General features: G+C 49.1%; 20 protein-coding genes and 1 pseudogene. 8 read left to right on the plus strand and 13 right to left on the minus strand.

Features of this window, described 5'->3' with window-relative positions; genetic code table 11:
• Positions 1-82: 82 nt before the first annotated feature.
• The gene (locus AC07T0_RS10340; protein WP_495001087.1) at positions 83-1,333 is read left to right on the plus strand and encodes a 2-aminoadipate transaminase; all 1,251 of its coding nucleotides are present in this window, start codon (positions 83-85) and stop codon (positions 1,331-1,333) included.
• Between the two features lie 118 nt (positions 1,334-1,451).
• Here AC07T0_RS10340 and trxB read toward each other — a convergent pair whose 3' ends face one another.
• A complete protein-coding gene (gene trxB, locus AC07T0_RS10345; protein WP_495001088.1) occupies positions 1,452-2,414 on the minus strand; it encodes a thioredoxin-disulfide reductase in 963 nt (320 codons plus the stop codon).
• Positions 2,415-2,715: 301 nt separating this feature from the next.
• Here trxB and cysZ point away from each other — a divergent pair, with 301 nt between their 5' ends.
• The 4 genes from cysZ to AC07T0_RS10365 all read left to right on the plus strand — a co-directional run bounded on the left by cysZ (position 2,716) and on the right by AC07T0_RS10365 (position 8,176).
• Positions 2,716-3,471, plus strand: a complete 756-nt coding sequence (gene cysZ, locus AC07T0_RS10350) for a sulfate transporter CysZ (protein WP_495001089.1) — start codon at positions 2,716-2,718, stop codon at positions 3,469-3,471.
• Between the two features lie 99 nt (positions 3,472-3,570).
• The gene (locus AC07T0_RS10355; protein WP_495001090.1) at positions 3,571-4,860 is read left to right on the plus strand and encodes a DUF6538 domain-containing protein; all 1,290 of its coding nucleotides are present in this window, start codon (positions 3,571-3,573) and stop codon (positions 4,858-4,860) included.
• Positions 4,861-6,032: 1,172 nt separating this feature from the next.
• Positions 6,033-6,401 carry a hypothetical protein gene (locus AC07T0_RS10360; RefSeq protein ID WP_495001091.1) on the plus strand — a complete coding sequence of 123 codons (369 nt, stop codon included), beginning with the start codon at positions 6,033-6,035 and terminating at the stop codon, positions 6,399-6,401.
• Between the two features lie 401 nt (positions 6,402-6,802).
• Entirely contained in the window at positions 6,803-8,176 is a 1,374-nt protein-coding gene (locus tag AC07T0_RS10365; protein ID WP_495001092.1) for a TonB family protein, read from the plus strand.
• A 137-nt stretch (positions 8,177-8,313) separates the two neighbouring features.
• Here AC07T0_RS10365 and AC07T0_RS10370 read toward each other — a convergent pair whose 3' ends face one another.
• Positions 8,314-8,595: a hypothetical protein gene (locus AC07T0_RS10370; protein ID WP_495001093.1), complete on the minus strand. Its 282-nt coding sequence runs from the start codon at positions 8,593-8,595 to the stop codon at positions 8,314-8,316.
• 111 nt (positions 8,596-8,706) lie between these two features.
• On the minus strand, positions 8,707-9,291 hold the full coding sequence (locus AC07T0_RS10375; protein WP_495001094.1) for a hypothetical protein: 585 nt from the start codon (positions 9,289-9,291) through the stop codon (positions 8,707-8,709).
• Between the two features lie 162 nt (positions 9,292-9,453).
• Here AC07T0_RS10375 and AC07T0_RS10380 point away from each other — a divergent pair, with 162 nt between their 5' ends.
• Positions 9,454-9,789 (plus strand): helix-turn-helix domain-containing protein, encoded by a 336-nt coding sequence (locus AC07T0_RS10380; protein ID WP_495001095.1) that lies wholly within the window; start codon positions 9,454-9,456, stop codon positions 9,787-9,789.
• A 10-nt stretch (positions 9,790-9,799) separates the two neighbouring features.
• Here AC07T0_RS10380 and AC07T0_RS10385 read toward each other — a convergent pair whose 3' ends face one another.
• Complete coding sequence (locus tag AC07T0_RS10385) at positions 9,800-10,792, minus strand: HNH endonuclease (RefSeq protein WP_495001096.1); 993 nt, start codon at positions 10,790-10,792, stop codon at positions 9,800-9,802.
• A 24-nt stretch (positions 10,793-10,816) separates the two neighbouring features.
• Positions 10,817-11,725, minus strand: a complete 909-nt coding sequence (locus tag AC07T0_RS10390; protein WP_495001097.1) for a hypothetical protein — start codon at positions 11,723-11,725, stop codon at positions 10,817-10,819.
• 252 nt (positions 11,726-11,977) lie between these two features.
• Between AC07T0_RS10390 and AC07T0_RS10395 the strand changes: the two genes are divergently transcribed.
• A complete protein-coding gene (locus AC07T0_RS10395; RefSeq protein WP_495001098.1) occupies positions 11,978-12,547 on the plus strand; it encodes a recombinase family protein in 570 nt (189 codons plus the stop codon).
• Between the two features lie 337 nt (positions 12,548-12,884).
• Here AC07T0_RS10395 and AC07T0_RS10400 read toward each other — a convergent pair whose 3' ends face one another.
• From AC07T0_RS10400 to AC07T0_RS10435, 8 genes are all read right to left on the minus strand, one after another.
• A complete protein-coding gene (locus tag AC07T0_RS10400; protein WP_495001099.1) occupies positions 12,885-14,993 on the minus strand; it encodes a hypothetical protein in 2,109 nt (702 codons plus the stop codon).
• Positions 14,994-15,127: 134 nt separating this feature from the next.
• Positions 15,128-16,222 (minus strand): metallophosphoesterase family protein, encoded by a 1,095-nt coding sequence (locus tag AC07T0_RS10405; RefSeq protein WP_495001100.1) that lies wholly within the window; start codon positions 16,220-16,222, stop codon positions 15,128-15,130.
• A gap of 897 nt (positions 16,223-17,119) precedes the next feature.
• Positions 17,120-17,722 carry a hypothetical protein gene (locus AC07T0_RS10410; RefSeq protein WP_495001101.1) on the minus strand — a complete coding sequence of 201 codons (603 nt, stop codon included), beginning with the start codon at positions 17,720-17,722 and terminating at the stop codon, positions 17,120-17,122.
• A 411-nt stretch (positions 17,723-18,133) separates the two neighbouring features.
• Positions 18,134-19,117, minus strand: coding sequence for an anti-phage protein KwaB (kwaB, locus tag AC07T0_RS10415; protein ID WP_495001102.1), 984 nt, complete (start codon positions 19,115-19,117; stop codon positions 18,134-18,136).
• Entirely contained in the window at positions 19,117-19,701 is a 585-nt protein-coding gene (gene kwaA, locus AC07T0_RS10420) for an anti-phage protein KwaA (protein ID WP_495001103.1), read from the minus strand. Before kwaA ends, kwaB begins: the two co-directional genes overlap by 1 nt.
• Positions 19,702-19,891: 190 nt before the next feature.
• Positions 19,892-20,542: an Eco29kI family restriction endonuclease gene (locus AC07T0_RS10425; protein WP_177101109.1), complete on the minus strand. Its 651-nt coding sequence runs from the start codon at positions 20,540-20,542 to the stop codon at positions 19,892-19,894.
• On the minus strand, positions 20,539-21,750 hold the full coding sequence (locus tag AC07T0_RS10430; RefSeq protein ID WP_495001104.1) for a DNA cytosine methyltransferase: 1,212 nt from the start codon (positions 21,748-21,750) through the stop codon (positions 20,539-20,541). The genes AC07T0_RS10425 and AC07T0_RS10430 overlap by 4 nt, the downstream gene beginning before the upstream one ends.
• Positions 21,747-22,166, minus strand: a complete 420-nt coding sequence (locus AC07T0_RS10435) for a very short patch repair endonuclease (RefSeq protein ID WP_495001105.1) — start codon at positions 22,164-22,166, stop codon at positions 21,747-21,749. The genes AC07T0_RS10430 and AC07T0_RS10435 overlap by 4 nt, the downstream gene beginning before the upstream one ends.
• Before the next feature lie 184 nt (positions 22,167-22,350).
• Between AC07T0_RS10435 and AC07T0_RS10440 the strand changes: the two are divergent.
• Positions 22,351-22,575 (plus strand): annotated as a pseudogene (locus AC07T0_RS10440) (EI24 domain-containing protein); the annotation flags it as partial.
• Between the last annotated feature and the right edge of the window lie 396 nt (positions 22,576-22,971).

Raw genomic sequence — 22,971 nt, forward strand, 5'->3', positions numbered from 1 at the left:
CGGCGACTTTATTTCGTTTGCCGGGGAGCGCTGCTCACGGCTTAGATAAAAAGAAGTCTTCCTTCTTTCGAGTCAGGTCTCCATGAGCAGCGAAACCATCAGCCAGTCGATCTCCATCGTTCACCCCATCAGCCTCAGCCACGGCAAAAACGCCGAGGTCTGGGACACCGACGGCAAACGCTATATCGACTTTGTCGGCGGCATCGGCGTACTCAACCTCGGCCATTGTCACCCGCGCATCGTTGGGGCCATTCGCGAACAAGCCACCCGGCTGACCCACTACGCATTCAACGCCGCGCCGCATGCGCCCTACCTCGAACTGATGGATCGGCTGACGGCGTTTATTCCGGTGTCTTACCCGGTCAGCGGCATGCTCACCAACAGCGGCGCGGAAGCGGCGGAAAACGCCCTGAAAATAGTCCGTGGCGCCACCGGCCGCACGGCCGTGATTGCCTTTGACGGCGCCTTCCACGGCCGTACCCTCGCCACCCTCAATCTCAACGGCAAAGTCGCCCCCTACAAACAGAAAGTCGGGGTGCTGCCAGGACCGGTGTATCACCTGCCCTTCCCCAGCCAGGACAACGGCGTGAGCTGTGCCGAGGCGCTGAAGGCCATGGAGCGGCTGTTCAGCGTCGAGATCGATGTCGAGGACGTCGCCTGTTTTATCCTTGAACCGGTGCAGGGCGAAGCGGGATTTTTGGCGCTGGATCTGGAGTTCGCCCAGGCCTTGCGACGTTTCTGCGATGAGAAAAATATTCTGCTGATCGCCGATGAAATCCAGTCCGGATTCGGCCGCACCGGGCAGCGCTTTGCCTTCTCGCGACTGGGGATTGAACCAGACCTGATCCTGCTGGGTAAAAGCATTGCCGGCGGTGTGCCACTAGGAGCGGTGGTCGGACGCAAGGCGCTGCTCGACAGCCTGCCCAAAGGCGGACTGGGCGGCACCTATTCGGGTAACCCAATTGCTTGTGCCGCGGCATTGGCGACCCTGGATGAGATGACTGACGCTCACTTGCAAGCCTGGGGCGCGCAACAGGAAGAGGCGATTGTCAGCCGTCACCAGGCTTGGCGCGCCAACCAGCTGTCACCCTATCTGGGGCGCTTGACCGGTATCGGCGCCATGCGTGGCATCGAGTTGATCAACCCTGACGGCAGCCCTGCGTCGGCACAGTTGACGCAATTACTGGCCCTGGCCCGCGCGGCCGGCTTGCTGCTGATGCCCAGCGGCAAGTCGCGGCATATCATCCGGCTGCTGGCACCTTTGACCACTGAAGCGGCGGTGCTGGAGGAAGGGCTGGATATCCTTGAGGCATGCCTGGCCAGACTTGCCTGACCCTTGCATGCGGTTCACTCAAGCCGAATGCGTCCCCTGATGTGGGAGCGGTGCTTGCCCGCGAAGAGGCCCTTCAAGGCGCTGAAAAGCTTCGCGGGCAAGCACCGCTCCCACACAATCAGAACGAAGCGTTCTGCAGGTCGTCGAGGTAGCGCTCGGCGTCCAGGGCCGCCATGCAGCCGGCGCCGGCCGAGGTAATGGCTTGACGGTAAACGTGGTCAGCCACGTCGCCGGCGGCGAACACACCTTCCACGTTGGTAGCGGTGGCATTGCCTTCACGGCCGCCCTGCACCACCAGATAGCCGTCTTTCAAGGTCAACTGCCCCTCGAACAACGAAGTGTTCGGGGTATGGCCGATGGCGATGAACACGCCGTCGACTGTCAGCTCGTCGAAGCTGCCGTCGTTGTTCTTCAGGCGGGCACCGGTGACGCCCATGTTGTCGCCCAGCACTTCGTCCAGGGTGGCGTTGAGCTTAAGGACAATCTTGCCCTCGGCGACGCGAGCATGCAGCTTGTCGATCAGGATCTTCTCGGCGCGGAAGGTCTCGCGACGGTGCACCAGGGTCACCTTGCTGGCGATATTGGCCAGGTACAGTGCCTCTTCCACGGCGGTGTTACCGCCACCGACCACGGCGACTTCCTTGTTGCGATAGAAGAAACCGTCACAGGTCGCGCAAGCGGAAACGCCCTTGCCCATGAACGTCTCTTCCGACGGCAGGCCCAGATAACGGGCGCTGGCGCCAGTGGCGATGATCAGCGCATCGCAGGTGAAGGTGCCGCTGTCGCCCACCAGGGTGTAGGGCTTCTTCGCCAGGTCCACCGCGTTGATATGGTCGAAGACGATTTCGGTTTCGAAACGCTCGGCGTGCTCTTTCATCCGGTCCATCAGCGCCGGGCCGGTCAGGCCGTGCACGTCGCCGGGCCAGTTGTCGACTTCGGTGGTGGTGGTCAACTGGCCGCCGGCCTGCATGCCGGTGATCAGCAGCGGCTTGAGGTTGGCACGCGCGGCATAGACCGCGGCGCTGTAACCGGCAGGGCCGGAACCGAGAATAATCACCCGCGAATGACGTACTTCAGACATGACTCACTCCTATCGACCGCCCGTCAGCTACCGGTGCGGAGCGCCGGCGGACCGGCTGGAATAAAAAAGGACTGCGACAGCACTTGGGGAAGGCTTGTAGCACACAGTCCTGAAAAATAATGAGGTGCAGCGTATCGAGGAGGCGAAGATTAAGGAAATACGCAATAACAATCCAGCTCATAGCGGCTCTCTATCCTGAGCGCTGTTATTTTCGACGCCTTTGTTACTGCAAATGTCGGCCCTTTCACCGCCCCGGCAAAGTCGGTAAGGTCGGCGCGTTTTCCTTCTCTCGGAGCACGTTATGCCCGCACCCGTCCTGTCCGGCCCGCAATACCTGCGCGAAGGCCTGAAACTGGTCCTGAGCCCGGGCCTGCGCCTGTTCGTCCTGCTGCCGCTGGCGATCAACCTGGTGCTGTTCGTCGGTTTGATCTACCTGGCCGGCCACCAGTTCAGTGCCTGGGTCGACAGCCTGATGCCGACCCTGCCGACCTGGCTGAGTTTCCTCAACTACATCCTCTGGCCGCTGTTCGTGGTGCTGGTGCTGTTGATGGTGTTCTTCACCTTCACCCTGATCGCCAACGTGATTGCCGCGCCCTTCAACGGCTTTCTCGCGGAAAAGGTCGAAGTGGTGGTGCGCGGTACCGACAATTTCCCGGCCTTCAGCTGGGCAGAACTGCTGGCGATGATTCCGCGCACCCTGGCGCGGGAAATGCGCAAGCTCGGTTACTTCCTGCCGCGGGCCATCGGCTTGTTGATCCTGTCGTTCATCCCCGTGGTGAATATCATCGCCGCTCCGCTGTGGTTGCTGTTCGGGGTGTGGATGATGGCGATCCAGTACATCGACTACCCGGCGGACAACCACAAGCTGAGCTGGCAGGGCATGCTCGCCTGGCTGCGGCAGAAACGCTGGCAGTGCATGAGCTTTGGCGGGATCGTCTACCTGGTGCTGCTGGTGCCGGTGGTCAACCTGCTGATGATGCCTGCCGCCGTGGCCGGGGCGACCTTGTTCTGGGTCCGTGAGCGGGGTGACGAGGCCCTGGCCGGCGAACGGCGCTGAGGCCGGCGCACAGGGCGGGAGGCGGCTTGCCGCACGCCCATTCGCTAATCACGCTTGAACTGCCCCTTCCCAGCCAACTGATACACAAGGCTGGTACACATGGCACTGATAGCCCAACCGTTCCGGCACCCTGATTCGGGTATCTATTACCTTCGACGCAGGGTGCCGGATGACCTCCGACAAGTGATCGGCAAAACTGAAATTCGCCGTTCGCTGAAGACGCGAAATCACCACCAAGCCAAGGCCGCATTCGCCATCGCTTTTACGGAATCCGAACGCGTATTCAGTGATGCCCGCAATGGGCTTAGCATCGAATGGTTCCAACCAGAGACACCCCCGCCGACCTCACCTAGACTAGCGCTATCCACGTCCCCAGAACCCCTTGTAAAGCTGTCACAGCTGTTAGGCCGCTACATCCAGTCCGTATCGATGTCTGGCAGGTCTGAATACGTTCTACAGCGTCATACAGTCGATTATGGCCGTGCCGTCAATCGGTTCATCACGAAGATGGGAGACCAACCCATTACGGCGATTCAACCTTCTGACATCCATACGTTTGCGGCCGATCTCATCCAACCTAAAGACGCAGATGAAAGACCACTTGCGACCTCAACCACGCGATTGTTGCTGGCGAGGCTGTCATCGGTTCTGGCGTTCGCGGTGGATTCCGGCTTGCTCGAATCGAACCCCGTCCTCGTCTCTCGCATTCACAAGCGTCTAGGCCCAAGCAAACCCAAACGTCGCCTAAACGACAACAGGGGTTACACCTGGAATGAGCTGATCACTCTGTTTGGCCACTCTGAATTTCAGCGACTGAGGTATGCACAAGGCCGTCCGGGGAATGCCGTGTTCTGGCTACCCTTGATTGCGGCGTATACAGGTGCGCGCAGGGAGGAAATAGCTCAACTGTATGTCGGTGATTTCCACCAACACGAAAGCAGCCAATGGTTCATCAGGATCATCGATGACCGTCCAGATAAATCAGTCAAAACCGACAGTAGCCGTAGGGAAATCCCCATTCATGACGATTTGATCGTCCTGGGCTTACTGAGACTGGTGCTGGGCCGAGAACCTGACTCAAGGATTTTTCCACAACTGATCAAGGTATCTGACGGTTTTGCGGGGATCGTATCCAAAACATGGCGTCCGATCAGCCAACGCTGCGGGGTATACCGACCAGACTGCAATCCGCTTCACGGCTTTCGACACAGCTTCAAGACGCTTGCCAGGGAGCACGGGATACCCAAAGAAGTAAGCGATTGGATCACAGGTCACGCGTGCACGAATGAAGGTGATCGCTATGGAGTGAACCCTTTGTCCCGTATGGCAGAGGAAATCCAGAAGCTTCCGAGCATTGCAAAAGCGGCAGGATTGTTGGTCGAGGCCTGAACCAACCTCACCACATCGTTCACGACAGCTCACTTCTAATTTAGTTTTTAGCTCAACCTTCACATGCTGATTTTGATCAAGACGTCAGACATAACAAAATATTATTCTAATTCAAATATTACTCATTTCCCTGAATTGTCAACCTAGACCAACCGTGGCTTCCAGGCGAAAAAACCAACATTAAAACAACCAATTCCACACATGCTAAATATCTTATATTTTATCAGCGACCAGGAACGCATAACAAAAAGTTATAAGCCCAAGACTCATAATGAAAAAATATCATAAGAGAACTCATGAGAAATCAATGATTGCAAGTATAAATATATATATGTAGATAAATAAAAACACCTACAGACACACCAATCAAAACGATAAAACCTACCCTTATTCGGGCACACTGCAAATGCTGATTGACGTTTGCAATCGTGTAAAACCATCAATCAAGGTCGAGTACCGTTCCCGACTCAAAACCCGAGTGATAAACCCCAAAAGGCGACCATAATGCGCCAGATGTGGGGTATCACGCGATCAAGCTGTGCATAATGAATTTTCCGGGAAGTTGAAATCGGATAATTCAACAGCCTCTGCGCCAACCTAGGGCATATAAATTAACGGACTTCAACAGGATAATGGCTCTGTGAAACAGGTACAACCATTAACAGACTGGATTTTCGCCATACTGGAACCAGTCTGCTCCGCAGTTACCCGAGAACAGACTTTAATCGCCGATCGAATTGCCCCGGCGGGCTAACCCATTACATCGGGAATAGCTGTCTAGTATGGATTCGCTCCGGGACGGTCTTCAAACCATTCTTGACTTTCTCCTTGACAGGAGAATTTCGTCCAAACATTCTTCAAAATCTGAATAAATCTAAAACATCATTAAAGCAAACGATAAGATATCGCCGAAGGCGATACCCCGTAGGGGTGATGCAAAACCCTCAAGGAATATTAAGTGCATCTCATAACAAACAACCAAAAGCCAAAAACCATGACTACGATATATCCTACCATGATCATCTATTCCTTTACCGGCGGAATGATCTTGTTTAATGCTCTACATTACTTCTCGTTAATTTAACTAAAAACTTATTCACTGCTAGCCAGGCAAACCAACTCACCAAATGATAGAAACTCAAAACCCACCCAACCAAACTCTGGAATTTGACATGGAACAAAATATAGAACATGAAATGCGCCATCAAAGATACGAACTACAACATCAAATAGAGCAAGAGCTTAAGCAACTGAAATCACAACAACAAAAACTCGAATCTAAAATGGAAGCACTACTTGATGAGTTGGAAGACCGCAAAGCCGAAGTCAAGTTTGAACAGCAGGAAATTCAAAAGCTAGAGATCAAGTATCAGATTCAGGAAGACGAAATTGAGCAACTTAAAGAGCACATAAAAAACCTAAACAAGCTAATACATGGAGAAGCGTCTGCGCTAGATGAGGTTATACGACAACAACATCTGTATGGCCGCCAAATTACCAGATCGCCTTACCCCCACTCTAATTTTTCTTTCTGCATCTAATGTTCCATGTGAATTTTATCCACCACACCTACCCCAGAAATCAGTTTTAGCACTATCAAGAAATCATGGAACGAGGCCGGATAGTCTCCCTACTATTACCCCACGACATAAATCTATACCACCCTACTTCATGGGTAAAGCCCTATTTTGACCCCCAGCGTGATTAAAGCCAAGCCAAAATTGAAAGCATATATCAAACACCGCAGCAATAAGTTTCCTTACAATGAATGCGTCAAAAAGTTACTCACCAAACAAACTTGCAATTACGGCGAACGACTAAACGACACGAACAATCGGGCCAGCTATACCTGCAAGAGCCGAGCACAGCTGGATTCCCCCCCTTTGCGATAGACGCAACCTACCCTTATCCATTAAACTAGATTTTTGGATACAGTGAGAATATGGAAGTGGACCATTCAATTGTAGACTGCTGTTGGAAACGCTATTCACGCTCTTTATTTTTGGGGATTTGCTTACTACAGTCGGTCAGCTATGCGAATGCTTCGCAAGATCTAACCGCAATTAAATCTGTGGCGGAACAGGGCAATGCCACTGCCCAGACCAACCTCGGAGATAGCTACTACAACGGCGAAGGGGTCACACAGGATTACCAACAAGCAAACCTCTGGTACCGCAAAGCCGCTGAACAGGGTTACGCCGATGCCCAGAACAAGCTCGCATTCAGCTACTTCAAAGGCGATGGGGTCTCACAGGATTTCAAACAAGCTGTTTCTTGGTACCGCAAAGCCGCTGAACAGGGCTATGCTAAAGCCCAGACCAACCTCGGGGCCAGCTACTTCTACGGTCAAGGGGTCACCCAGGATCTCCAACAGGCGAACGACTGGTATCGCAAAGCCGCCGAACAGGGTCATGCCCCTGCCCAATTCAGTCTAGGTAACAGCTACTTTAAAGGGGATGGGGCCCCGAGGGATTTCCAGCAAGCAGCTTTCTGGTACCGCAAAGCCGCTGAACAGGGATACGCAAAGGACCAGATTGTCCTAGCTATGAAGCAGATAGCGGCGATAGAACGTGCAGAGTCCGATGCGAAATTAAAAATACTAGAAAACACCAATGCTCAGGCACAGTCAAAGGTAATGGAAATTGCCAACGATGCGAAGTATTCGGGGGGGCTATCAGAAGCGCTACAAAATAACAAAGATAAGGGGGTGGACTGGTTCAAAAACAAGATTTTCAAACTGGACAAGACCTCTGCTATCACCGCATGTGATCCAGGCATATGCTACATTTTTGCATTTAATGGACTCTCGTCCATTGGGGTAACCCAAGAAAACCAAGACTTCAACGGTCGACAACTGCAAGGGCAATTTGTTCGTGTTATTGGCACGGACCGACTCGGAAATATCGTGGTCACCAGATTAACCTCAAATAATAAACCCGCGCAAAAACCACGCCCATCTACACATGAGAAACCACAGCAACAACCGAACCTACCTGGTCCAGCGCTTGCAACTTATGATGAAATAGTTGATAGCATTGATGGTCTGATCATAGCGCGAGCCGCTGAAGGCTGGGCTCGCCCAAAGTCGACGCGAGAAGGTATGACCGTCGTACTACAGATAGAAATGTTGCAGAATGGCACGATTAAGTCAGTCAGTGTCGCCAAGTCCAGTGGCGATACTCCATTCGATAACTCGGCGGTGACGGCAGTCAAAGATATTGGCAGCTTGCCAGAAATGCAGTATCTCAAGCCGAACGATTTCCAACCCTACCGTTCATTCAAGATGACATTCAGACCCGAGGATCTAGGCTTGTGATCAACGGCACTTGACGTACGCTTGGGGGGCTTCGAGGAATGATCATTCGTGCAAGGTTGGGAGTCACCATAACCTAATAATACTGACAAGCCCTAAGCAGCTTTCCGCCGGGGCTTGAACTATCAGTAGCTCTACTTCTAACCAAATTTAGAAAAAACAAGAACTGCCGCAATCGTCGTAAGCAGTGACGCGAACGACCATTTCAGAGCAGAAAGAAAAACAGGCCTGCTAGCGGCCCCAAACTTGAACCCCAGCACCCAGCGCTGCCATTTATGGGTACTGTAAATCAGAATCGGGGCTAAAATAGCAGCCAAAACCCAGAATAGGATACCCGGTTCCTGATTAGATTTGGTGCCAGCCAATGCGAACCGTACATAGCCCGCCATAATTACGGTAATCATCATCGTGATTTTGTTCATAACGTATCCCCCACAGGCAAAAAAATAGATACAATCCCAGATGCGTTCACAACGTCACTATTATGTAACCAATTCCTGTGAGACCTAACGGCGCGGATGGCATAAAAATGGTCAAATTGATCCACAAGACACCATGACATCAGTGGATCTATCATCGGGTTGCCAAACTACGGCGCCGGTCAAATCAGTGGGAATTCGATACACTAATTTCGTACGGTAGGTTATTAATGGATTTAGAGCTTCAGACAGAACACCAAATCCGTCTCCAGCGACCATTTCAAATTTGTCGAACTTGTAAGTCTGTCCATTCTTGCTAATTATTACAGCGCCAGGCGATGGATACCTGCTAGTTGTCGAAGTGTTCTTAAAGCTAGCATCGAGAATCAGGAATTTTGAACCAGCCCACGATTTAGGATCTAAGACGGGGTTCAGAGTTCCGATCTTCCTACGTGCTACACAACCGTTCGCAGCCACCCGAAGTCCACCTACATCCGCCGAATTGCTTCTAGGGTGTAAAAGCTGCTTTTGATAGGCCACAACATCATGATTCGGGTTGTCGTCGGCTAATGCATTGATTGAAATGCACATCAACCCGCACAACAGCAGTTGTTTAGAGACCTTGACTGTCCTGACGCCCACCAGATGGGCCGGTTGTAGGCTCAATGACGATAGAAGCATTCCGATGTGCGATCTCATTTCATAATCCTTTGGTGTTTTCAGCTACGTGCGCCTGAATCCGGATGCATCAGACGCCAAAAAATATCATCAGATGATATTTTTAGCAAAATTATTATCCTTGCATGTCCTTCAGGACGATCGGTTCAAGTGTGAGCATCCAGCTTTTGATTTGGATCGCTCATGACGCGGGATGCATTAACCGATTTCGGTCAACGGATCAGGGCCCTACGAAAAGCACAGGGCCTAACCCAAGCACAGCTTGCAGAGTCCTTGGGCTATGAGCCGATGACGATAAGTAGATTTGAACGTGGTGAATACGGCCCAGGATTTGACGCCATGCATGACTTGGCGCGGGCGCTGGGCGTTCCACTCGTGTCACTTCTTCAATCTGAATCGAAGGAGCCGTTGAGCGTTGGGGAGCTCAGGCATCAACTGTGTGACATCGTTTACGACACCACAGACCCCAAGGTGTTGATGGACATGATCAGAGTAGTTCGCAAGGTCCGTGGCGATTAGCGTCGTTAGCTCAGCATTGCACCTCGCTGTCCATCTGCGACGACCTCAAACGCTGTGCCACGATGTCAAGGCACTGTTGACGTAACTCATCCCGGTCAACAGCATAATGTGCCTTGCGATGTGCATCCGCCGACAAGGCTATGACGTTTTCGGCCGTATCTGGACCGCCCTCAGAGAGTGGAACAATGTGATGGGTTTCAAGATAAACACTGCCATTCGCCATTTGGAATCCCGGCAAAGACGTCAATTCACATAGACCTTTTGACCTTGCCAGAACGAGTGCTCGGACCTTCGGGTCACGATACCTCTGCTCCCCTTGGTAGGTGTATGCAGCAGGTCGAGACTCTGCGCGAAACTGGTCCGCAACGATTTTTACGTCAGTTTCACTAGTTTCACCCACGTTACCGACCGACTCTGCTGAGTCCCATACAGTAACTACATTCTGCTGATCGTCATTCCCACGAACTAGAACGAAGGCGCCAGTGTCATCGTCAAAGCTTTCTACTCGCCAAGACTCTTCGTCCAAATAACGGCCAACAGCACGATCATTGCCAGGATCAATACCGTCTGGTTCTCGGACAGGTCCCGACACGATTGCCACCCGCACAGGCATCGAGTTCATATGGGCAAGGTGAACCGTTGAGCTGAAATGCTCTGCACGATTGATGCGTGGGTCTTTGATCGTTCGGTTTCTGTTTTTTGGGTCTTTCTCAAGCTGCCGAATAAGCTTGTCAGCATAGGCTCTTAGATTTCCAGCAAAACAAACGCGCCCTTGACTGTCGACGTCCATTTCTTCGAACCAAACACACAGCAGCAATATGCTTCTATCTACACTTCGGAAAGACCACTCATAGCAGTACCCTCCATTTGATTGTGGCGAGGCGACTGGCTGACCATCTGTTTTCCTGAAGCCCCACGCCTGGACATCGATACCTGCTTCTTGTACACAATCGATGATCTTCCATTTGCACGTCGGTCTTAACTCATTTACTGAAGCGGCCAATTTTCACCTCGTCGTGATAGCAGGTCAGCGTAATGAATTGAACAGCGCATGCGCGGACAACGGAAGACGATCAATTTGTCCCGACTCAAGAATTCGAACCGTCATGCGCGCCTCGGTACCCTCAACCAAACCGTAGAAAATATAGTAATGACTACGTTCAAAAACCTTCCACCCTCGTTTTTCAAATATACGAGGATCGCAGTGGCCACTTAGCTGATGTGCATTGGATTGAAAATTGAAGAAGACGCGATGGGTACCGTGACGGATTGATGTGGGTTGACCAAAAAAAAGAAAACTCTTTCCAATGTATCGGCTGGGTTTTTTTTCAACCTTTTCAGTCCAAACGATCAGATCGCGAAGCCTCGTTGCATCCTGATTGTCAAATTGCACTGATATGTCGAGTGATTTTTGTGCAAGAAGCACGAGCCTTCGTACAGTGTGGAATTCCCCCGCATTTAGTAACACACCATTTGCATCAAAAACAATTTCGACCCCACGTCCATTTCCGGCGGTACCTCCCTGAACCAAGCGCTTTTGTCCGGAAACTTGTTCAAGCGGATCCTCTTCGGGTTGCTCGTCATCATCCAAGCTCTTCCAGCCAGCAAACGTTACGAGGTTTACTGCTTTTTTTTCTTTACTAACACCATCAGCACCGCCACTTCCAGCGGGTTTACGATGTATACATGCTACCTCGTCGAACCCCTTAATGTGAGCATAAAATGCATCCACATTGTCTATCCGCTTGGCTAGCTTGCGTGGTTTACGGTTGCACATAACTCCGCAATCTGGGCAGTAAATTTCACCGTAATGTTCGTCATCTTGGTACTTTTCCGGTGGTATTCGGACCGCATTCACTAACAAGATTGGATCAATCCAGGTTGGTTGATCCTCTAGTGGAAAATGCACAACTGATGGAATCGATACCTGGGCCATACATTCCTTTGCTGAGTCGGTAGTGTTGGTTAGATCGTATACCCAATTCTGTTGCCACGGGTAGCAAAATGCTACTAGCACTCGATCACAAATTCTAAAACTTCCAAATCGATGAACCTGTAGGGCTCATAAAACGACCGTTAAACGATACCGCCCAGACGCAAGGTATCAGGAATCATAAAAATAGCATTATGACATTTGTGATACCACTGCATAATGACACCACGTTAAGCGATACCACGGAGCCTCGCCATGTCCCGCACCTTCCTGTACTGCCGCGTCAGTACATCAACCCAATTCACTGAGAACCAAATACAAGAAGTGAAGGCCGCTGGCTTTGATGTTCAGGCTAGCCGGGTGATTGAGGAAGTCGTCTCGGGCAGCATCGCTGCGAAGGAACGGTCAGGCTTTCAGAAGCTGCTTGAACGTATGGAATCATCTGACGTACTGATCGTGACCAAGCTGGACCGTCTTGGCCGAAACTCCATGGACGTACGTCAGACTGTCGAACACTTGGCAGCTACCGGCATTCGTGTTCACTGTCTAGCCCTAGGTGGTGTAGACCTCACCAGTGCAGCAGGCAAGATGACGATGCAGGTGCTGGGGGCAGTGGCTGAATTTGAACGTGACTTGCTTATCGAACGCACTCAACAAGGGCTGAAGCGGGCCAAAGCTGAAGGCAAGAAGCTGGGCAGGCCCGATGCGACAGGCACGACAGCATCAGTGCAACACCTCAAGGCAAAAGATATGACACAGGCACAGACAGCAGCAGAGCTAAAGATTGGTATTGCTACGGTCAAACGTCATTGGAACAAAGCCTGACCTGAATAGAGTTGCTACCAGCTCGTCAAAGAGCGGGATTTGTAGTAACTGCCTCCTGCACACCCCTCACCCCGATCATTCAGTCATGAGTCTCTACGACTACAAATATCCGGCACGGCGGGGCCAGAGTCTTTGGTCAATTTCAGCCGTTCGTAACAGGCAACATTCGACCAGAAGAAGCTAGTGGTGACTGACCAAAAATAATACCATAAACTATTTGGCAGTAGATTTTCAACCGATAGGTAGCACAAGCCCTCTGCGAGGGCCGACTTTAAGTTGGAAATAGTCCTTTCGTATGGGCGAATGCCGAAATCTCATCTTTCTAGCTTTTTACCATCTAAAAATTACCTAATTCAAGAACTATCGTCTGAGCGCCATCAACTTCTTCAGCACGGCCAAGTTTTAACATCTGTAGTCTCTCAATCAAAAAATTTCTGTCTTCAGTCGACGCTGACGAAAAAACCGTTTCCGCCGGAATAATGTGACCACCTAAAAGCCGCGACAGATAGAATTTCTCTTTATGCTCATCGGCATTGAGGCGAAAGATAAGCGATCCCTGTTTGAATAATGATACGAGCATAGAAACCTCTCCGAGTCCTTCATACTCAAACCACAATGCGAAATGACCATCACAGAATAAATTGGTCAGCCTTTGGCTATATACAACATGATAAGCAAAGAATAAATTTCTCATTTCCTTGTCGGAAAGATGAGTATCGTTCACTGCAACCAACCGAGAATAGTGAATGGTCGCTTTTATGAAGTTAAAAACATCACCGCTTTTTTTGGCAGTATCCGCGATTTCTTTGTAAGTGCTCTGCGCCTCTGTGTCTATGCCGAACATTCGTTGAATGCGCATGGAAATATTATTGGCTGCAACAAAGTAGCGTTTATTGTTGCTCTTGCTTCTCAGGTCGAGCAGTTTTTTCTTTTTATTACCTTTCCCAGCTAGGCAGGTTAAAATTGTCTGCGCTTGGAAATATGTCGCCTCTTGCTCTCGATACAGAAGAGCCATTTTTGCTGCGGCTACTGCCTCAGCAGGATCTCCTCTTTCATCGTGACTAAGCGCAATATCAACATAGATCTTAGACTCAAATTCTATAGTTAGGATTTTGGCAGACAGTAGATCAGTCATGACATCAATAGAACGATCAAATTCACGCACCATACGTAAGCTTTTGCCGTACGAAAAAAGGATCTCCTTAACAAAGTGGTCGTCACGATTGCTTTGAAGGCTTGAATAAATGACATGACATAGCGATACCACATACCTATACTGGTGAGCCAAAAACAGCTTTCTAGAATAGTAGCTTAGAAGACATAAGCTATCCTGTATATCGCGAGGGTTGTTAATTTCAATCGCATCATTATACACTCTCCTCAATAGCGTATTCGCATTGCGAATAGCATATGCCGAGTAATTCGAGCTTTCCAAATTGAAATTGCTGTTTAGTTTTGGCTTGCCAAGCTTCCAGTCACTACCAAAATAAAGAGTCAGCGCCTTCGAGGTGAGACTTTTATATTCTTCCTTGTCCAGCCTTGATCTAATGTAATCTTGAACTATCGTCTTTGCAATAATCACCTTAGGCAATTCTGCGGGCTCGTTGCGAAATATAAAAAAACGAACGCCCTCTGCTAGTCCAAGTTTAACCAAGGGTCCTCCCATTCGAGGGTAGAACATTCTATCTCTGTCGAAATACTTCAAATTTGATATATCTTCACCATAAGGAAATATTGAAAGGCACTTCAGTAAGTCATAGTAGAAGTGCTCTGGTGAGGATTGCAAGTGTTCTATTTGAAGCTTCAAAACCTCCGGAGTATCTTCTGTATCTATATTGTGCAGAGCGGCGTCAGAGTTTTCGCCTGCTATGTCAGAGAGTCTCATGTACTCAAGTCGTTCTAACAACCTGTTAACGGCTCGCGGTGACCCTCTCGTGATTAGGTAGATTTCCCCACCAGCAAGGTCAGCTTCAGTAACCCTGTAGCCCAAAGGGTGCGCTAGAACGTAGCGACTACAATCTACTTCATCCATGACTTTCAATATCACGGGATCTAAGCCAGCGTTTGCAACATCATGGGTAGTTTTAAGGACCACAGTGACCTTGGGGCATTGCTTAACCAGCAACTCGGCGACGTTTCTCACCTCACTAAACATGCTCAGACCGCTTGAATATTTATGATTTTGAATATCATCAAATATTAAGGCTGCTTCTTCATCCTGCGAAACAAGCTGAGCCAGGTTTGTTACAGATAGGCCCAAATCGCTCCGCATTGCATCTATAAATGAAGAGGGTCCAGTGTAGTTATAACAGCTAATGCGATATATGATTCTGGGAAGGATGTTTAAGTTCTGGGCATAAGATAGAAAAACATCTCCATCAGTATCCCAAGGCGCCACGATCCAGATGAGCCTATCTGTCAATGCAATTCTTTTGAACTGCGCCATATCTATCATGGAATGACTTAGTGCCATGTGCGATTGGTACAGAGGAAGTTTGTGCCGTCTCTCTAAAAAAGCTCCAGCTTTAGAATCATCAAGAAAAATAGTTGGAGTGGGTAGCGCCTCGTGGTTGGAATTGCCTACATTGCTTTTTTTTTTGAGCTAAACTGTAGCTCTCTAAGTTTGATTTCGCTTGTGGCACAATCGCCACCATCTGGAAGCTCAGCTATATCCACGTTAACGCGCCAGCCGCCACCGGAGATACGAGATGCTTTGCGCGGCCAGAGAGTTATAATTTCCTTCTCAGCATCAATCTTTGCAAGCAAGAATCCATGTCTGCGGGACTCTTCACCGTCTTTAACATCCTCTGAACCAAAAAGAGAGGCAGCTTGGAACTCTCGCTTAACTTGGCTTCCACCAAAACCATAAGTTCGTCCATTCAATTCGTGCACATGCCCAAACAGATGCGCGTCGAACCGGCCTAGAGGATTAACCTCGTTATTAAAATCCTTTAACGCCTCTGTGTTGAACCATTCCTTTGGGTGATGCGTAACGAGAAGATTAATGTTGTTAGCGAAAGACCACTTTACGATGTCTCCTGCTACGGCTTTGTTGACCTGTTCGGCACAGAACTCTAATCGGCCAAAAAATTTACCTGACTCTAATTGTGACCACGCACTGTTAAGACCAACAATACCGACACGAAGACCATTTATATCAAAGGAGCCAGAGCTATCTCCTGGAAATATACCTTTATTAGCCTGGATAAGAGGGATATCACTATCCATCAGCTTGAGAATGAAGTTTTCATAATTTGCAAATGCCTCCATCATTTCTATACGAGAGTTGCTTTCATTGTTGTATAGAAGTGATTCTCTGACCTTAGCGCGTTTGCGCCAGCTATCCACGGCAGTTACAACCGATGAGTCCTCGGAAGGACGCGTCAAGTCATGGTTTCCTGGGACAATAAATAGTTTTGGATTTAACTCCAGCTTGCCAAATAACTCCCAGAGTTCCATGAGGTCATTAAAGACACTTTCAAATTCTGTCTTTTTTGCCCTTTGTGTCAGGTCACCGGAAAAAATCACAAGATCAATAGCGCCGTGGGTGCTACAGTGACGCTCTAGGTCTTTAAAAATTTCAGACCTTATTTGTGACCAAAGATGAGCAGAGTCGCTCATTCCCGCGTGCAAATCGCTTAAATGAAGCCAGCTGAATGTGGCGCGACTTTCCATGACAACCCACCTCTCATAGAGCTAAAGAGCTCTAATCCGCTTATCGATGCTTGACTAAGTCAGCCTACAGGATTTCTTGGGCCGCAATATACACCAATAAACACAATGTAGACAGCCATGCTACCTTGCTTAAACGCTTCAAGCTGCGCGAGTACGATGGTAGCAAGAGGGTGAATTGAGCCACCTCCGGTTTCGTCGGCAGTGAGTGACCGCTTTTGGCCGAATCTGTTGAAAACATCGACCCGACCTGACTACCTGTGCATCGAGCAGCGAGAACGCCATTTTTTACGCTGCTACGTCAATTCTAAGTCCTGAATCGTCTGCGTAAACACGGACTTCAATCTCAGACGTGTACTTTTCTGTTGTGAAAGCCCAAGTTGAATTTTTCAACAGAATCGACCGAAAGCCGCCTGTGACGACTGTCCGCTATGGGGCGTTCTCTGCCAGTCATGGCCGCGTAACGCGCTGGTCAAATCCGATAAATTTATCTGGTCAGGTCGAATGTAAATGGGTGGGTAAGCCTGTGCAAATGCCCATCAAGAATCTAATCAAGGGGAGATCATGACGGACCCAACAACGTTTGAAACGCGCGAAAGTTGAGTAAAGAAATTGGGCGTTCCGATCACGGAGAAAACCACTGTAAGGGTTGAAGGGTTGAAGGCGCAAGGATACTACAGATCCTTGATTGTATCAGAATTAGGGATTGGTATCACGACTGTGAAATGCCACTGGGGGTAAGGATTCAGGACGGTTCCATACAATCACCGGTAGCTACTAGTGGGTACATCTAGCTGATTCCGTTGTATGGAGGGATGGAGATCCGAACACACTAGATTTTTATTTTGCGTAATTGAGTATCGTCTTGGTCTCCCAATTGAATTGCAGCTGATCAGCCAATTAACTACCGTTTGAATCTGGTTTTCGATTGAGCCCATACCACTGTATATCATCGTACTGGACTGGAATGATGCCTTTATCGAAATCATCAGAAATATGTTTCTCTACAAGTCTTTGTAGATTTTCGTATTCTATTTTGCTGATCGACTCGATATTGTTTGCTGATATTTTTTCGTCTGGGTACTTAGATTTTAGGTTGAGCAGGATCGGGGTATCAATTGCCCCATGTAAATATGGGGTGATTTTTGAAGCTATGTCGAGATTTGGGAGCGAGGAGTAATATACGTAAACCTTAACGACAATATCAAATACCTTCGCCGCATGCCCATATGATGCGCACATACTCGGCTTAATTTTTTTGTTTTTAAGATTTTTTTCAGCTGTTCGTATTGTATTTACAAACCAAGCGCAGAAATCTGAATGGAGCATCTCAAAATCTTGCTGAACATGAATGCTTTCAATTTTTGCAAACACTTGCTCTAGCTTTTTTGCTATTTTTGGTTTTGAATTTTTTTCAAACACTCGTGTCATAGCAGTGAATGTTATAGCCATGTCGATGATGTTTGAGCGTTTGGTTTGCTCGGTTTGGGAAAGTGTGGTCATTCTATTTTTCTATTTGTAGTGAGAGTGCTCTACGATATCGAAATCAAAGGCTTTTAACAAGCCAGTTAAGGAGAGGGGGTCACCTCTCTCTAAATTTAACAAACAACTAAATTTGATATTGAATGGGGGTGGATCGTTTTTTGGGATCTATACCCTCCCATTCATGAACGACCGCATTGGTTCGATTTCAGCCGATCCACACTATGGCTTGTGCAGCTCAAGCCACATGTAAAGCGGCGTTGGAACAAATAGTTAGCCTGTCGATGTCGTTGCCATAATCTACAGATTCAGAGCGAAAGGAACGTCGCCAACGGGCGCGCATTGATCGATCCTTATCCTAACTAGCAAGAACCAAAGAAGACGCACTGTGAGTTGACCCTACTAACCAGCAGGGTCAAAATATTGGAAATATCATATCGCCTCGGCAACGGCATCTGCCACGCCCGCTTCAATCGCGTCTTTTGCCAAACTATCATAATATCGCTTTGTAAGCTCAGATTGAAGAAAGTCATCATTCAATAGCTTTAAAAATAAACCCTGAGATTTTTTCGTACGCAAACTGAATCGTTCGCCATCAGCTGTAAACTTGAATCGCCCACGCAATGCTGGGTGCGTACTCGCAAAACTAATAACGTCTGCATTCGGTATCAAATTTAGAACAGGCGAAGAGCTTGCAGCCCTTACCAGCTTTCTCGAAAACGAAATATCATCCAATCTATCAGAAAACACCTGTACGTTTTCAACCAAGTCTGCCTTCCTGATATTTTCAATACCTTGAGTAGCTATATTTTTGATGGCATCATGAAACCCAAAAAACCTTTCCAACGCCTTCAAATCAAGAATATAATATTGACCACCTATTTTAAAAAATTCAAACTTCGCATTGATCTTCAATACATCTTCGTCGAGCTTTTTGAATCTATTGCTACCCCGAGCACGCATCAAGTTGAAGCCTGTATCTTTACGCAGCAACGCAACAGGATATTGATATTTATACAACGCCATCTGATGCTCTACATTACCGAGCAAAATCAATATCCCCTCAAGATTATTAAGCCTATCTTCCGCGAAAGAAAACTCGTCAAAGTTATCAGCCGCAATGATGCTTCTCAGGTGTTGTAGCTCATCAGGGACATCAGGCAGGTCATAGTGATAAACCGTTTCCCTACGATCATCGGCGCTCGAAAGCTCGATTAGGGAAAGGTCATCATTCAGAAGAATTCTGTTCGTTATCGCCTCAACAAACATATTAGTTAATTCAGCCTGCGGAACCTCATCAATATCCGCTTTTTTTATCTGCATGCCATTGTCGGAATCTAAAAGAAAATAGATTTCAGCCCCACATTTATCGGCGATAACCGCCGATATCTGCGTTTTCAACTCATCTATAGTCATTACGCTTTCCTTACGAAGTAGACTTTATCATCCAGGCCTAAGCGACTTATTTGGTCCCCTTCGGCCAAGCGCTCTTTTGAAATAACTACTATGCCTTCCAACAACCGCACGCGCGTCTGCAAATTTATTTTATACACCCTAAAACCGAGGACCGCCAAAGTCGGATTGGCGTAAAACTTATCAGTTTTGACGTATATAACGCCAATGACAAACAACAAAACACCCAGGGCGAGCAAGTACCTTACGTTTGTCAAATTAAAACAAATTAATGGAATAATGTAGGTTGTTAGAAACGTAAGATGTTCATAATTCACATCTTCGATCTTAACCACTCTTGCCGCAATGCTTTTACTTCCAGCGATACGGTAGTCGAACCGAAAGTAGTACACCGTACCAAAAAGTAAAAACGCGAACGCAATAACAGAAACCACATTTCGTTCAAGTAGAGATAAAAAGCCTATGAACTTACAATCATCACCATAACAAAACGGAATATCAATTGTGACAATTATAATCAGCAGAAATAAAAACCATAGCGAAAGTATGTATAACTCAAATTTCTCACTACTTTCATTTATCCGCATTGAGTCATGATCCCTTCGCTCAAGCTAGCTTATGATAAGCCGTTTTCTTCACCGTATTCCATTACGCGGTAGATGTCTATAGGCCACCACAAGGCAATCCGCCATGAATACATGGCAGATTGTACTGATCTTAAAATAGGTGACTTAGCAATTGAGCGAGGGCGGAGGCATTAGCTGCATGTAGAAGCTGCTATTCACCTTCCGCTTTGATGAATTGAGTAGAAAGGCTTGGGGTTCGCTCGCGAAGGTAGGTTGCCGCGTCTTCAGCGATGTCCTTCGCCTTCTCGGGCCTTTCGGCCAAACTCAATGCCCATGATCGGCCTGGATGCAATACGTCCCAGCGAGGGCGCATGCCAGCATGCCGCCCCTTACCTGGATTGTGGTTACCGAAACCATCAATCAGAGAATTCCAGACAGGGGTAAATCGAGCAATAATCAGCGACTCCCCCAACGGAATCCAAATGTCGTCCACGACCAAAAAACGGCAGTGGAAATCTTCGATATTCAGGTTCTCGGCAGACCGAATGCTGTCAGCGTGTTCCTTTAACCGCTTTTGAAGAACCTTTCCCGGAGAGGAACCTAAATCACCCCCCATTCGAGCACCAGCAGGAACAGCTTTGCCTACATAAATCGGCAACATGAACTGTCCACTTTGATTCAACGACGCTAAGCGCGCATATGCAGGAAAGTCACCGGTGTAGTAAATCGCATACACCCCTGCCCCATCGAAAGCCGGTATCGCGTCGAGCGGATGAACTTCCTTCGACAGCAACGCTTCGGCAACGCTTGCACCTAGATTTTTCTTGTCCAGCGGATTGAATGGAATGACATTGCCCGTCATGCGACGTTTACCACCTTCTTGACGGTTTTCTGAATGCGGATGATCTCAGCGATTGCCAATTTTTCCGCGACACTCGAAGCCACCTGCTGCGCGAGTAGGACGGGCACCGCGTTACCAAGCTGCCGCATCGTTTCGGACCAACTTCCATGGAATCGGAAACCATCGGGGAAGGTTTGAATGCGAGCGCTTTCGCGAATCGTGAAATAACGAACGTCGCCATTTTCCTTGACCAGCATGTTCTCCCCGCCTGGGACACCATGATCCCCGGCTTTCAGGGTTTTGGCTGGTAAATCCAATGGGCTACCGGTGTGACCAGGGTATGAACGAGCGCCGCCTTGGAACGTATGGTTAGGTACTTTCAACGCGGCCTTGGTCTCTGGATCAGGAAGATCAGCAATAGCGTCACGCACCGTCCTCCATGGCAATTTATCAATGGGAAGAAGACCGCTTCTCAGCTTACAAACACGTGACCAAAGCTTGGCTGGGACTTCTGGCATTTTGAGACCATGCCGAGCCCAGTACTCGCCGGTAACCCATTGCGAGTGCAGCAAGGCATCGTAGCTATGGGTTTCCTCTGGAAAGGACCATTCAACGCCGAGATCGTCCCTAAAACCAACAATGAAGACCCGTTCCCGCTTCTGTGGCACACCATAATCTGCGGCGTTCACGAGGGTTGGAACCACGTTGTAGGTATGCCCTTTGCCTTTGCGCTTACCGGACGTTCGCTCTGCTTGCAGGCGCATCAAATGATCATGCCACCCTTCGTCTTTTCGACGTGGCAGCTCTGGGAACTCAAGCTGAAGCAAAATGTACTGGTAGTAATTTGCAAATGCAGCCCGCGTCAGCCCCTTGACGTTCTCCACGATGAACGCTTTTGGTTTCAACGTACGGATAATTTCAACGGTCGCGGGAAACATGTCACGACGATCATCGTACGCCCCATGCTTGCCACCGATGGAGAATGGTTGGCACGGTGGACCACCAGCGAGCAGCTCAATACCTTCCGGAATGCTGCTCCAGTCGAAACCACGCACATCACCTTCGTGCAGATTCCAGTGCTGCACCAGAGGGTAACCACGCTTCTTATTTTCGCGAACGGTATCACACGCCCATTTATCCCACTCGACGACCGCCAGATGTGAAAACCCCGCTATTTCACACCCCATGGCAAGGCCACCAGCCCCCGCGAATAGCTCAACGGATTTCATTGCGTGTTCCCCCGTTCAAGAAAGCCATTCAGCCTTTTCTCTAATAAATTCAAATCTTTAAGCTCACATTCCCAAATCACAAAAGCGTCCCACCCCTGTGACTTTAGCTGAAGCAGCGTGCGTGCATCGCGTTCTCTGTTGCCTTCCAATTTTGGAATCCAGAAGTCCGGCCGCGATTTGGGCAATCTTGCAAACCGACAGCCCTCGTGTCGATGCCAAAAGCATCCATGAACGAAAATGACTTTCTTCTTGCTCTTGAAGATGATGTCCGGGCTGCCTGGAAGGCTACGGTCGTGAAGTCGATAGCGATACCCCATCGAAAAAAGTAACCGACGTACCGCCATTTCCGGCTTGGTGCCCTTTGACCTCACCTTAGCCATACGAAGGCTTCGATCAGAGGGGGTCAGAGTATCCACGAATCTTACCAGCCACACGCAATTCATTCATTACCAAAAGCTCCGAACAGTGATCCAGCTGGGTCTATCAAAGCCCTATGACGACAGCTTTTCAAGACCTCCATATCACTGATACATTTCCCTCTCACTCCCTTGGGAAAGGGCTGTGAACGACGTGGCTTTCAGACGATGCGTGCCCATTTCGCAGTACATCGACTACCCGGCGGACAACCACAAGCTGAGCTGGCAGGGCATGCTCGCCTGGCTGCGGCAGAAACGCTGGCAGTGCATGAGCTTTGGCGGGATCGTCTACCTGGTGCTGCTGGTGCCGGTGGTCAACATCGTGATGATGCCTGCCGCCGTGGCCGGGGCGACCTTGTTCTGGGTTCGTGAGCGCGGTGAAGAAGCCGTGGCCAGCGAGAAGTGCTGAGGCAGCGCAAACCTTTTAGAGACCGTTCGCTAATCACGCTTGAACTGCCCTTTCCCAGCCCACTGATACACAAGGCTGGTACACATGGCACTGATAGCACAACCGTTCCGGCACCCTGTTGCAACGGTCTACCGAGTCAAGCGGGAGGTCTAGGTAGTAGGCCTCCTACACTGGGGGGGAAGGAATCACGCACGCCCTAAGTGATATCATCTGGCCTTCATCCTAAAATTTATCAATTTGATACCGCCCTTTGAGTCCTTGCATCGAGGCAACGCCAATGGTGGGATCGTAAAGTAAGTCGGCTAAACCGGATACACCGCCAATACCGGTGATGTGCAGGTGCGCTGGCAGTTCTGATCCGTTAAATTGAGTTCACCGGATAACGCCCATTTTTCA

This window comes from Pseudomonas sp. GW821-FHT04D07 (genome assembly GCF_059420225.1).